A 13,208-nucleotide genomic window follows, 5' to 3' on the forward strand; every position below is an offset into this window, starting at 1 on the left:
AAAGACATGGCCGTTGTCCACAGAAGTGTGAAATCCCTTGTGGATAACCCGACTTGGTTGTGGATCAAACCTGTCGTTCGAATCTGAGTAGCGTGACGCTCGCCTCGCGGGCACTCTGGCCTGATGGATGAAAGACGCACCACAAAGGTGTCGAAATACCTCTCGAAGCATCTGCGGCACCAGCCGGAGCGGATCGGGATCACGCTCGACGAGAACGGCTGGGTCGAGATCGACACTCTGATCAAGGCCGCTGCAGAGCACGGCTTCCGGTTCACCCGCGCCGAGCTCGACCACGTCGTCGCCGCAAACGACAAGCAGAGGTTCGCTGTCGACGGCTCCCGGATCCGTGCCAATCAGGGCCACACGGTCGAGGTCGACCTCGATCTCCCGGAGGCCGAGCCGCCGGCGTACCTCTACCACGGCACCGTCGCCCGGAGCCTGGACGCGATCCGCACCGAAGGCCTGCGCCCCATGGCCAGGCACGACGTCCACCTCTCGCCCGACCGCGAGACTGCCACCTGCGTCGGCGCCCGGCGCGGCCGCCCCGTCGTCATCAACGTAGACGCCGGGGCGATGCACCGCGCCGGTCACATCTTCCGCGTCAGCGCCAACGGCGTGTGGCTCACCGCTTCAGTACCGCCCGAGTACCTGCGCTTCCCCGACTGACCGGCTGACCGACTGACCGGCAGGGCTGAGGGCTCCGGCACGGCTGAGGGCTCGGGGCTGGGGGCTGGGACGGTCCGCTGTTTCACGTGAAACAGGCTCAACCCAGCGTCAGCCAGCGCATTCCCAGGCGTTCAGCCGCCGCGCGCTCCGCCTCGGTCATCGGAAGCCGCCCGGTCGCCTTGCGCAGAAACGTCGTACGGTCCCAGCCGCCTCCTGACACGGGCACGGATTCGTCGTACGGGTGGCCGCCCAGCAACAGCCGCGCCACCACGTCCGCCGCCTCGTCGGTAGGCCACGGCTCGTGGCCCAGCCCCGCGGCGACGTCGAAGCCGTGCACGCACACTTCGACGACCCGGGTAACGAGGAAGTCCGACAGCAGCATGGAGTCTCCGTGCCGCGTACGGACCCGGCGCTCCGGAGGCTCCTTGGCGCAGGCCGCGGTTACAGCGCGCCAGACGGAGTCGAAGTGCTCGGCGAGCGCGCGCCCGTCGGCGTACCAGCCGGCGGAATCCTGGGCCGTCTCGATGCGGACCTCATTGGCGTCAGGCGAGAAGCGCTCGTCGGGCGCGTAATACCCGGCGGCCGTCACCAGCGCCCCCGACGGCTCCGGCTCAGGCTCGGCCAGCATGCTCCCGACCCGGTCAACCGCGTTCGTCAGGTGGGCGAACACCTCGCGCACCGTCCAGGGGTCGCACGGGCTCGGCCGGTCCCACTCACCCTCCGGGATCGTGCATACCTTCTCGTACAGACGCTGCGATTCGGCCCTGAGGGCCGCCAACACCGTTTCCCCGTCCATACCGACCAGCCTAGGCAACGGGCGTGACCACCGGCATAGAACAACCGCACTTTCCCGCGACCGAGTTCGTCGTCACCGCGATCCGCCTCTGACCCGAATCAAGCCCTGATTCGAATCGACCGGACGGTCACGGGCGGAGCTGGGCCAGCCCCTCCGTCGCGATCTGCTCGAAGACCTTCTCATCGGCCGCGAAGTCCGAGTCGGCGATCGGGGCGTGGAGCACGATCTCGGTGAAGCCGAGCGCGAAGTGCCGGCCCGCGAAGTCGACGAAGGCGTCAAGGGACTCCAGTGGGCCACTCCGCTCGGGGGTGAAGCCGGTCAGCAGGATCTTGTCGAGCTCGTTCACATCCCGGCCGATCTCGGCGCAGGCGGCGCCGAGCTTGGCGGCCTGGCCGCGGATGGCCTCCAGCGACTGGGCGGGCGTGCCGGACTCGAAGAGCTTCGGGTCGCCGGTGGTCACCCAGGCCTGGCCGTGCCGGGCGGCGAGCTTCAGCCCGCGCGGGCCGGTCGCGGCGATCGCGAGGGGCAGGCGGGGCCGCTGCACGCAGCCGGGGATGTTGCGCGCCTCGACGGCGGAGTAGTACGTGCCCTCGTGGGTGACGGCGGGCTCGGTGAGCAGCCGGTCGAGCAGCGGCACGAACTCCCCGAAGCGGTCGGCGCGCTCACGCGGCGTCCAGGGCTCCTGGCCGAGTGCCGTGGCGTCGAACCCATTGCTACCGGCGCCGATGCCGAGCGTGATGCGCCCGTTGGACACGTCGTCCAGCGTGATCAGGTCCTTGGCGAGGGTCACGGGGTGACGGAAGTTCGGGGACGTGACCAGGGTGCCGAGGCGCATTCGCGAGGTCTCGCCGGCCGCGGCGGTAAGAGTCGGCACGGCGCCGAACCACGGACCGTCGCGGAAGGTCCGCCAGGACAGGTGGTCGTAGGTGTACGCGGCGTGGAAACCGAGCTGCTCGGCTCGCTGCCACGCATCGCGGCCACCCTGCGACCAGCGGCGGACGGGAAGGATCACGGTGCTCAAACGCATGCCCTCGACCATACGTGGCGAACGCGCGGCCCGGGCCAACGTTCCCCGCCGTTGTCCGGGGGCAGGATCGCCCACGGACAGGACAGATCGCTGAGCCGGATGCGGCCAGGATGCCCCATCCCTCTGGCCGCCCCCCTGCGAATGCAGGCCCCGAACCGATCAGCCGGCCGGTCCGTGACGGATCGTGGACGCGATCCAGGCCCGTACCCCGGCCGAACCTTGACGCTTTCCCGTCCGTACGCCGGACGTACCCCGCCGATCACGGGCGCGTGCCTGGCCGAGCCCGGACGCGCTCCCCCACCAGCGCACAGGCGATCCCGCGCGCTCTCAGATGTGCGCCCCTTCGCACGCACGTGTGCTCCATACGGGAAGATGGATCTGTGACCTCAGCTACGGACGCTACCGACCCCCAGCACACCCGCCCGGTCCCGGCCGCCACCACGCGGCTCATCGCGACCGACCTCGACGGCACCCTGTTGCGCGACGACAAGTCCATGTCGGACCGTACGATCGCAGCGCTCGCCGCCGCCGAGGAGGCCGGTATCGAGGTCTTCTTCGTCACCGGACGCCCGGCCCGCTGGATGGACGTCGTCAGCGACCATGTCCACGGCCACGGCATGGCGATCTGCGCCAACGGCGCCGCCGTCGTCGACCTGCACGCGGGTGGAAACCTGCTGAAGGTACGCCCCCTGCCCCGCGAGAACGCCCTCGCTGTCGCCCTCACGCTGCGCGCCGCAGCCCCCGGCACCTCTTTCGCGGTCGAGCTCACCAACGGCATCCACTACGAGCCCGGCTACCCGCCCTTCTACCTCGACCCGGGTGCCACCGTCGCCGCCGTCGAGAAGCTGCTCCACGAGGCGGCCCCCGGCTCCGGGACCCCGGTCATCAAGCTGCTGGCCCACCACGCCGAGCTGTCCCCCGACGACTTCCTCACCCTGGCCCGGGCCACCGCCGGCGACCACGTGTCCATCACCCGGTCCAGCCCGACCGCCCTGCTGGAGATCAGCGGTTTCGGCGTCTCCAAGGCGAGCACCCTCGCGCAGTGCTGTGCGGAGCGCGGCATCTCGCCCGCCGAGGTCGTGGCCTTCGGGGACATGCCCAACGACGTGGAGATGCTGACCTGGGCGGGCACGTCGTACGCCATGGGCAACGCGCACCCGGACGTGGTGGCCGCGGCATCCGGCCGTACGGTCGCGAACAACGACGACGGTGTAGCGGTCGTCATCGAACGAATCCTCGCCAGCCTCTAGCCACGCCAGGGGCTCCCGCCCCAAAGTCCGAAGCCCAAGCCCTCAAGACCCGCCCGTTCAAAACCCCGCCCCGTGCTCGCGCATCCAGCGCGCCGGATCGACGGCCGACCCCATGTGGCGAGTGAGCCGCACCTCGAAGTGGAGGTGCGGCCCCGACGAGTTGCCGGTGGTACCGGCCTGCCCGACCCACTGTCCGGTACGCACCAGCTGCCCCTGGTCGACGGTGACGCCGGCCAGGTGTGCGTACTGCGAGTAGTAGCCGCCCGGGTGCCCGACCACCACCTCGATTCCGAAGGCGCCGCCGCAGGAGACCGAGACGACCCGGCCCGCGCCGATGGCCCGTACCGGTGTGCCGATGTCCACGGCGAAGTCCTGCCCGGTGTGCCGGCTCTTCCAGCGCGCGCCCTCGCCGCCGAAGCCTGCCGAAAGCTCGTACTCCTCGACGGGCGTCACCCACGCTCGCGTGGTCGGCTCCTCCCGCTGCTCCAGCCGCACGGCGCCCGCGCAGCGCCCCGCAGCGACACTGCGGTCCGCCGCACCCTGGAGCTTCCACCGCGCCTCTTCGAGTTTCACAGCGATACCGCGCTTGATCGCCGCCAGCTGGAGAGAACGGGCGTCGAAGTCGCGCCAGGCGGCAGTCGCCCGCTTCTCGTCCCTGACGAGCCTGCGTTCGGCCCTCTCGGCCCTCTCCAGCAGCCGGGATACGGCCAGATCGGCCTGCCAAGCGAGCTGTTGACCATTCATCAGGTCCTCCAGATCGTCGGCCAGCAGCAGTTGCGTGGTGTACGTGATGCCTCCGCTTCCGGTGCGGTACTGGGCCCGGGCGACTTGCCCCACGTCCGCGTGCAGCGCCTCGACCTCGCGCCGTTCCGCCTCCAGCAGCCGTTCCAGCCGGCGGGCCTTCATCCGCTGGGTCTTCGCTGCGAGCCTGCCCAGCTCGTACGTCTGCGAGGCCTGCGCCGCTTCCTCGTACAGCCGGGCGACCTCGGCGCTGATGGCGGGGCCGTCGGAGGAACTGTCACGCACGGCGACAGCGGCGGCGGGAGCGGGGAGGCAGAAGAGCACGCACAGGAGGGCGCACAGCACCGGCACGGGGGGCCATAGGCAGGGTCCGCGGCGCATTGGTCCGAAGTGCAGTGGTCCGAGGCGCATTGACGGATCGTGGCCCGGCCGCACCACGATTCCCCGTACCGAGGTGGCGCCACCGGGGTGTCGTCCCGCCATCCGGCGTACCGGCACACCCTGCGCCGGGCCTAGAGCGGCGCCTCCCACACGACCGTCGTGCCGCCGCCGTCCGGTCCGATCCCAGGCCCGCACTCGCTGGTCCCGCCCAGCGACTCGGCCCGCCGCTTGAGGTTGCGCAGACCGCTGCGCCGACCGCCCTCCGGAATGCCCACCCCGTCGTCGGCGACCGACAGCCGCACCCCGTGTCTGCCGTCAGCGAGTTCGGCGGTGGCGTCGACGACGACTTCGATGCGGGACGCCTGTGCGTGCCGGAAGGCGTTGGACAGCGTCTCGCGCAGCGCCGCGATGAGGTTCTTGCCGGTGAGCTCGCCGACCAGCGCGTCGACCGGGCCGACGAAGCGGTGCGCGGGCTTGAAGCCCAGCGGCACGGCAGCCATGTTGATCTCCCGCAGTACGCGCGTACGCAGTCCCGAAGGCGCCTCGGCCGGACCCTGCTGGAGCGCGAAGATGGCCGTACGGATCTCCTGGATCGTCACGTCCAGTTCGTCGACCGCCTTGCCCACACCCGACCGCACCTCGGGCACGACCGACCTGCGCTGCGCGCTCTCCAGCATCATCCCCGTGGCGAACAGCCGCTGGATCACGAGATCGTGCAGATCGCGGGCGATCCGGTCGCGGTCCTCGTACACGGCGAGCCGCTCCCGGTCCCGCTGCGCCTCCGCCATCATCAGTGCGAGCGCCGCCTGGGACGCGAACTGGGTGGCCAGCGTCCTCTCCGCCTCTGTGAAGAGCTTCGCGCCACGCGCGCGCGGCGTGGCGAGTGCGCCGAGCACCCGGCCGCCACTGTGCAGTGGCAGCAGCATGCTCGGCCCGTACTGCTTCGCGAGCCTGGTGCTCATGCGCTGGTCGCTCGCCGAGTCGGCGACGAAGACCGCCTCGCCGTCGAGGAGCCGCCCCACGACCGGACTCTCCGGCGGGATGACCACACCCAGCGACTCGGCCGGATCGTCGGCCGAGACGGCGACGATCTCCAGGCCGCCCTCTTCGGCGGGCAGCAGCACCATCCCGGCGGCCGAATCGGCAAGCCGACGTGCCTGTTCCGCTACGACCGTGAGGGCTTTGTCAGCGTCGCCGCCCGCCAGCAGCGCGGTCGTGACGGCGACGGACCCGTCGATCCAGCGCTCACGCTGCCGCGCCGCCTCGTACAGCCGGGCATTGCCGATGGCAATCCCGGCCTCCGTGGCAAGTACCCGGACCATGTGCAGGTCGTAGTCGTTGAACTCTGCCCCGCCACTCTTCTCCGCCAGATAGAGATTGCCGAAGATCTCTCCCTGTACGCGGACAGGGACCCCCAAAAAGGACCGCATGGGGGGATGGTGCGCGGGAAATCCGGCAAAGCGCGGGTCGGTCGTCAGGTCGTCGAGGAGCACGGATTCAGGGTGCTGGATCAGCGCGCCGAGCAGCCCCTTGCGGCCGTCGGGCAGCCGCCCGATCAGTGCCGCCTGGTCCTCGGTGACTCCGTACGTCACGAAGTCGGAGAGGCCGTCGCCCTCCTCGTCGATGACGCCGATCGCCGCGTACCGAGCGTCTGCGAGCTCTGCCGCGGTCTCGCAAATCCGGTCGAGGGTGGAGTGCAGCTCCAGGCCGGTGCCGACGGAACGCATGGCCTCGAGCAGCTGGGGCACGCGGGCGGTGAGTTCGGTGGAGAGCCCCTGCAGGCTGCGGGTCGCCTGCGTCGCGGCTTCGAGAAGGCCCCTCGGATCATCTCGATCGCCCGGTTCCCGCGCGTCCTCCACTGACATGCCCCTGAGCCTAGTTAGTCCTATTTCAGGTGGAAAGTCGGGCGTCGAGCGGCTCCGCCTCCCGCTCGCGCGCCAGCATCCGCCGCAGCGGCCCCTCCTCCGCCACGAGTTCCGCGTATGCGCCCCGCTGTACGGCGTGACCGTCGTCCAGCACGATCACCTCGTCCACGGCCTCCAGGCCCTGGAGCCGGTGCGTGATGATCAGCGTCGTACGCCCCTCGGTCGCCCTCAGCAGGTCGGCCGTCAGCGCGTCCGCCGTCGCCAGGTCCAAGTGCTCGGCGGGCTCGTCGAGTACGAGCACCGGGAAGTCGGCCAGCAGAGCGCGCGCCAGCGCGAGCCGCTGGCGCTGGCCGCCCGACAGCCGGGCGCCGTGTTCGCCGACGAGCGTGTCGAGGCCGTCGGGCAGCGCGTCGACCCAGGTCAGCAAGCGGGCGGCGGCGAGTGCGTCCCTCAGCTGCTCCTCAGTGGCATCGGTCCGGGCCAGCCGGAGATTCTCGCGCACGGAGCTGTCGAAGATGTGCGCGTCCTGCGCGCACAGGCCGACGAGCCGCCGCACGTCGTCCCCGTCGAGCTCGGTCACGTCCGTACCGCCGAGCGTGTACGTCCCGACCCGCGCATCCAGGAAGCGCAGCAGCACCTGCGCGAGCGTCGTCTTCCCGGCCCCGGAGGCCCCGACCACAGCGATGCGCCGACCCGCCTCCAGCGTCAGATCGAAGCCCGCCAGCGCGTCGCGCTCCTGCCCGGCGTATCGGGCGGCCAGCCCCCGTACCTCCAACGGGAACGGCGACGCGGGCCCCGCGGCGGGCGTCTCGGGCTCGTGCACCGGCACCGGCGCATCCAGCACCTCGTACACCCGCTCCGCGCTCCGCTTGACCCGCTGCCGGTACTGCACCGCGAGCGGAAGCCCGATGACGGCTTCGAAGGCGGCGAGCGGGGTCAGTACGACCACTGCCAGCGTCACGCCCGAGAGCCGCCCGTCCTGCACCGCCTGCACCCCGGCCAGGGCGGCGAACACGACGGTCAGCCCGCAGGCCAGCGCGGAGAGGCCGCCGCCGAGCGCGGTGGCGGTGGCGGCCCGCGAGGCGATCCGCGTCAGCACGCCGTCCGCCTCCCGTACGTCCTGTGTACGTCGCTTCAGCGCGCCCGCGACGGTCAACTCGGCCGTACCGCCCAGCAGATCGGCGACCCGCGTCGCCAGCACCCCACGGGCGGGCGCCAACTGCCGCTCGGCCCGCCGGGCACAGGCGCCGCTCACCCACGGCACGCCCACCCCGGCGACGACCAGCCCGACGGCGAGAACGGCACCGGCCTCGGGCAGCAGCCAAGCGGTGAACCCGACGGCCCCTGCACCGACGACCACCGCTGTCCCGGCCGGCAGCAACCAGCGCAGCCAGTAGTCCTGAAGGGCGTCCACATCCGCGACGAGCCGGGACAACAGGTCCCCGCGCCGGGTCTCACGCAGCCCGGCGGGCGCGATCCGCTCCAGCCTGCGGTACACCGCGACCCGCAGTTCCGCGAGCATCCGCAGCACCGCATCGTGCGACACGAGCCGCTCGGCGTACCTGAAGACGGCCCGCCCGATTCCGAAGGCCCGGGTCGCGGTGACGGCGACCATCAGATAGAGCACGGGCGGCTGTTCGGACGCCCGCGAGATCAACCACCCGGACACGGCCATGAGCCCCACGGCCGACCCAAGCGCCAGGCTCCCCAGCAGAAGCGCGAGCCCGATCCGCCCCCGCAGCTCCCCGGCAGCCATCCGTACACGCCGAAGAACGCCCGTGCGGTCCCGCGGAGTTGACGACGCCCGCGCCGCAACGGGCACAGCGGCGCCCTCCTGTTCTACGTCGGGGGACGTCCCGACGGGAGGGCCACTCGCCATGGCCGGGGAGAGACCCGCCCCGTCCGCCGCCGAAGGCGACGGCCGCGACGGCCGCCCAGCAAGGGGCACACCAACCAGGCCCCCGACCGGCGGGCGGCTGGGGAGCTCCCCGGCCACACCCACCGCAGACGAACCCTGCCCCACCACGGACAGAGGGTCAGCCAAGACTTCTTCAGCAGCCAGGCCGGTGGGAAGTGCCCCCGCCCGGGAGGGACGCAAATCCCCCGCCTTACCCGCCGTGGACGACGCCTGCCGCGCCACGGGCACAGAGTCGCCAACCAGGCCCCCTTCAGCAGCCGCACCGGTGGGAACCCCTCCCGCCCCAGAGGCACGCTCATCCCCCGCCTCACAGTGGCGGGAAAGCTCCACCACCCGGTCCGCGACGGCCAGCAGCGCCGGCCGGTGCACAACCAGCACCACCGTGCGCCCCGCCGCCAGCCTCCGTACCGCATCGACGATGCCCGCTTCGGTCTCGCCGTCGAGGTTCGCCGTCGGCTCGTCGAGGAACAGCAGGGGTCGGTCGGCGAGGAACGCCCTTGCCAGAGCGAGCCGTTGGCGCTGCCCCGCCGAAATTCCCGCGCCGTCCTCCCCGAGCCTCGTCTCGACACCCTGGGGCAGAGCGGCCACGAAGTCGTACGCCCCCGCGTCCCGCAAAGCCGCGGCCACCGCAGCGTCGTCGGCGTCCGGCCGCGCCAGCCGTACGTTCTCGGCGATCGTCCCCGCGAAGAGGTGCGGCCGCTGTGGCACCCACGCGATCCGCTCCCGCCACCGCTCCTTGGAGACAGTCGCCAGATCCACCGCTCCAAGGCCGTCCCCGACCAGTACCCGGCCCTCGTCCACCGGCGCGAAGCCCAGCAGCACGTTCAGCAGCGTGGTCTTGCCGACCCCGCTCGGCCCGACGGCGGCGACCGTCTCACCTTCCCCGACGACCAGCGAGGCCGAGTCGAGCGAAGGCTCGGTCCGCCCCGCATGCCGGACTGTCACGCCCTCGACCCGCAGTGAACCGGTGGGAGCGTCCCCCGTGCCGTCCGCCGGGGGCTCCGTTTCCAGAACCTCGAAGATCTCCTCCGCGGCGGACAGTCCCTCCGCCGCCGCGTGGAACTGCGCCCCCACCTGCCGCAGCGGCAGATACGCCTCGGGCGCCAGCACCAGAATCACCAGACCCGTGTACAGATCCAGGTCCCCATGCACGAGCCGCATGCCGATACCGACCGCCACCAGCGCCACGGACAGCGTCGCCAGCAGCTCCAGCGCGAACGACGACAGGAACGCGATGCGCAGCGTCCGCAGGGTGGCCCGCCGGTACTCGGCCGTGATCGACCGGATCGACTCGGCCTGCGCCTTCGCCCGGCCGAAGACCTTGAGCGTGGGCAGCCCGGCGACCACGTCCAGGAAGTGGCCGGACAGCCGCGAAAGCAGCCGCCACTGGCGGTCCATCCTGGCCTGGGTCGCCCAGCCGATGAGGATCATGAAGATCGGGATGAGCGGCAGGGTCACCACGATCACCGCCGCCGAAATCCAGTCCTCGGTGACGATCCGCGCGAGCACCGCTACAGGCACGACCACCGCGAGCCCGAGCTGCGGCAAGTACCGCGAGAAGTAGTCGTCCAGCGCGTAGACGCCCCGCGTCGCCAGCGCCACCAGCGAACCGACCCTCTGTCCGCTCAGCCACCCGGGCCCCAGCTCGACGGCCCGCTCAAGCAGCCGTCCCCGCAGCTCCGACTTGACCGCCGCGCTCGCCCGGTGCGCCGCGAGTTCGGTCAGCCAGGACACCAGGCCCCGCCCCAGGGCGACACCCGCCAGCAGGAGCAGCGGCGTACGCAGCTCCGTACCGTCCATCCCCCGCTGGAACGAGCCGACCACCACCTCGGCGATAAGCATCGCCTGGGCGACGACCAGGCCCGCGCCGGCAAGCCCGAGAACCACCACCGCCCCCAGGAAGAGGCGGGTGGCGCGGGCGTACCGGAGCAGACGCGGGTCGATCGGTTTCACGTGAAACATCCCCCACTAATGCGCATCGGCGATGTGCTGCGTACCGATCCGCTTACGGAACACCCAGTACGTCCAGCCCTGGTACAGGAGCACCACCGGCGTGGCGATCCCCGCGCACCAGGTCATGATCTTCAAGGTGTACGGCGTGGAAGACGCGTTGGTGACCGTAAGGCTCCACGCGTCATTCAGCGAAGACGGCATGACGTTCGGGAAAAGGGTCAGGAAGAGCATCGCAACCGCGGCCACGATGGTCACCCCCGAGAGTGCGAAGGCCCACCCTTCGCGCCCCGCCGCCGTGAAAGCGACGGCCGCGACCAGCGCCAGCACCGCCACGGTCATCGCGACAAAGCTCTCGGCGTCGCCGTTGTCCTTCTGCGTCCACAGCAGGAAGACGAGCGCCAGCGCCGCGGTGACCGCGCCGAGCTTCAGCGCCAGGCTGCGCGCCCGCTCGCGGATGTCGCCGAGCGTCTTGAGCCCCGCGAACACCGCGCCGTGGAAGGTGAAGAGGGTCAGCGTGACAAGCCCGCCCAGGAGCGCGTACGGGTTCAGCAGGTCCCAGAGGTTGCCGACGTACTCCATCTCCGCGTCGATCTTCACGCCGCGCACGATGTTGGCGAAGGCAACGCCCCACAGGAAGGCCGGCAGCAGCGAAGTCCAGAAGATCGCGTGCTCCCAGTTGGTCTGCCAGCGCTCCTCGTTCCGCTTGGCCCGGTACTCGAACGCGACGCCGCGCACGATCAGGCACAGCAGGATGAGCAGCAGCGGCAGATAGAACCCGGAGAAAAGGGTGGCGTACCAGTCGGGGAAGGCGGCGAAGGTCGCACCGCCGGCGCTCAGCAGCCACACCTCGTTGCCGTCCCAGACGGGCCCGATGGTGTTGATGAGGACCCGCCGCTCCTTGCGGTCACGGGCGAGCAGCTTCGTCAGGACACCGATCCCGAAGTCGAAGCCTTCCAGGAAGAAGTAGCCGGTCCAGAGAACGGCGATGAGTACGAACCAGACGTCGTGGAGTTCCATACCTCAGCTCCTCAGTCCTCAGTACGAGAAGGCCATCGGCCGGTCGGCGTCTTTTTCGTCGCCGCCGATCTTGGTGGGCGGGTTGAGGTCGGACTCCGTGAGCTCGGGCGGTCCGGCCTTGACGTACTTCAGGAGCAGCCTCACCTCGATCACGGCGAGGATCGCGTAAAGGAGGGTGAAGACGGTCATGGAGGCGATGACCTCGCCCTGCGAGACGCCGGGGGAGACCGCGTCTCGGGTGCGCAGGACGCCGTACACGACCCAGGGCTGGCGCCCCATCTCGGTGAAGATCCAGCCCCAGGAGCTGGCGATCAGCGGGAAGCCCATCGTCCACAGGGCGAGGAGCCAGTACCACCGGGCGAACTTGGCGTTGAGCGGCTTCTTGAAGAGCACCAGATTCGGTACCTCGTCCTCGCCGGTCCGCAGTCGCGGCGGCAGCATGAACTTCTTGCGGGTCAGCCACAGCCCGAGCAGCCCGAGCCCGAAGGACGCCATGCCGAAGCCGATCATCCAGCGGAAGCCCCAGTACGCGACGGGGATGTTGGGCCGGTAGTCGCCGGGCCCGAACTGCTCCTGCTCGGCCTTGTTGACGTCGTTGATGCCGGGGACGTACGAGGAGAAGTCGTCGTTGGCGAGGAAGGACAGCAGCCCGGGGATCTCGACGGCGACCGTGTTGTGGCCCTTTTCGACGTCCCCGTACGCGAATACGGAGAAGGGCGCGGGCGCCTCGCCGTCCCACAGCGCCTCGGCAGCGGCCATCTTCATCGGCTGCTGCTTGAACATGACCTTGCCGAGGAGGTCACCGCTGACAGCGGTGAGCATTCCGGCCGCCACCACGGTGACCAGGCCCAGCCGCAGCGACATCCGCATCACCGGAATGTGCTTCTTGCGCGCCAGGTGGAAGGCAGCGATGCCGACCATGAAGGCGCCGCCGACGAGGAACGCGGCCGTGATGGTGTGGAAGAACTGGGTGAGCGCGGTGTCCTGAGTGAGGACCCGCCAGAAGTCCGTGAGCTCGGCCCGGCCCCGCTCCTCGTTGAAGCGGTAGCCGACCGGGTGCTGCATCCAGGAGTTGGCCGCCAGGATGAAGTACGCGGAGAGGACCGTGCCGATCGAGACCATCCATATGCAGGCCAGGTGGATCTTCTTGGGCAGCTTGTCCCAGCCGAAGATCCACAGACCGATGAAGGTGGATTCGAAGAAGAAGGCGATCAGGGCCTCGAAGGCCAGCGGCGCACCGAAGACGTCACCCACGAAGCGCGAGTAGTCGGACCAGTTCATGCCGAACTGGAACTCCTGGACGATGCCGGTGACGACACCCATGGCGATGTTGATCAGGAAGAGCTTGCCCCAGAACTTCGTGGCCCTGAGGTACTTCTCGTTCTCGGTACGCACCCATGCCGTCTGCAGGCCCGCGGTGAGCGCGGCGAGCGAGATCGTCAGGGGGACGAAGAGGAAGTGATAGACGGTGGTGATGCCGAACTGCCATCGCGCCAGAGTCTCCGGTGCCAGTGCCAGATCCACGTCGTCTTCTCCTTTTCTCCTAGGTCGCCGTAGTCACGGAGGCAGCCTGCCCCTTCAATCCCGACCATTA

The 13,208-nt window shown here is 70.2% G+C and carries 9 protein-coding genes; 2 read left to right on the top strand and 7 right to left on the bottom strand.

The annotated features are described in order from the left end of the window. The first annotated feature begins 123 nt into the window (after window positions 1–123). A complete protein-coding gene (locus PXH83_RS14165) occupies window positions 124–666 on the top strand; it encodes an RNA 2'-phosphotransferase (protein WP_274560473.1) in 543 nt (180 codons plus the stop codon). A gap of 97 nt (window positions 667–763) precedes the next feature. Here the strand turns inward: PXH83_RS14165 and PXH83_RS14170 are convergent, their stop codons facing one another. Continuing rightward, the gene (locus PXH83_RS14170; RefSeq protein WP_274560476.1) at window positions 764–1,462 is read right to left on the bottom strand and encodes a maleylpyruvate isomerase N-terminal domain-containing protein; all 699 of its coding nucleotides are present in this window, start codon (window positions 1,460–1,462) and stop codon (window positions 764–766) included. Between the two features lie 127 nt (window positions 1,463–1,589). After that, window positions 1,590–2,489: an LLM class flavin-dependent oxidoreductase gene (locus PXH83_RS14175; protein ID WP_274560478.1), complete on the bottom strand. Its 900-nt coding sequence runs from the start codon at window positions 2,487–2,489 to the stop codon at window positions 1,590–1,592. Between the two features lie 380 nt (window positions 2,490–2,869). Between PXH83_RS14175 and PXH83_RS14180 the strand changes: the two genes are divergently transcribed. After that, window positions 2,870–3,739, top strand: coding sequence for a Cof-type HAD-IIB family hydrolase (locus tag PXH83_RS14180; RefSeq protein WP_274560481.1), 870 nt, complete (start codon window positions 2,870–2,872; stop codon window positions 3,737–3,739). 57 nt (window positions 3,740–3,796) lie between these two features. Here the strand turns inward: PXH83_RS14180 and PXH83_RS14185 are convergent, their stop codons facing one another. The 5 genes from PXH83_RS14185 to PXH83_RS14205 all read right to left on the bottom strand — a co-directional run bounded on the left by PXH83_RS14185 (window position 3,797) and on the right by PXH83_RS14205 (window position 13,138). Next, the gene (locus PXH83_RS14185) at window positions 3,797–4,891 is read right to left on the bottom strand and encodes a M23 family metallopeptidase (protein ID WP_274560482.1); all 1,095 of its coding nucleotides are present in this window, start codon (window positions 4,889–4,891) and stop codon (window positions 3,797–3,799) included. Between the two features lie 101 nt (window positions 4,892–4,992). Next, complete coding sequence (locus PXH83_RS14190; protein WP_274560483.1) at window positions 4,993–6,726, bottom strand: sensor histidine kinase; 1,734 nt, start codon at window positions 6,724–6,726, stop codon at window positions 4,993–4,995. A gap of 25 nt (window positions 6,727–6,751) precedes the next feature. After that, a complete protein-coding gene (gene cydD / locus PXH83_RS14195) occupies window positions 6,752–10,597 on the bottom strand; it encodes a thiol reductant ABC exporter subunit CydD (protein WP_420803167.1) in 3,846 nt (1,281 codons plus the stop codon). Window positions 10,598–10,612: 15 nt separating this feature from the next. Beyond that, complete coding sequence (gene cydB / locus PXH83_RS14200) at window positions 10,613–11,614, bottom strand: cytochrome d ubiquinol oxidase subunit II (RefSeq protein WP_274560488.1); 1,002 nt, start codon at window positions 11,612–11,614, stop codon at window positions 10,613–10,615. An 18-nt stretch (window positions 11,615–11,632) separates the two neighbouring features. Then, window positions 11,633–13,138, bottom strand: coding sequence for a cytochrome ubiquinol oxidase subunit I (locus PXH83_RS14205; RefSeq protein ID WP_274560490.1), 1,506 nt, complete (start codon window positions 13,136–13,138; stop codon window positions 11,633–11,635). Window positions 13,139–13,208: the final 70 nt, after the last annotated feature.

The sequence above is a fragment of the Streptomyces spiramyceticus genome (assembly GCF_028807635.1).
Lineage (GTDB): Bacteria > Actinomycetota > Actinomycetes > Streptomycetales > Streptomycetaceae > Streptomyces > Streptomyces spiramyceticus.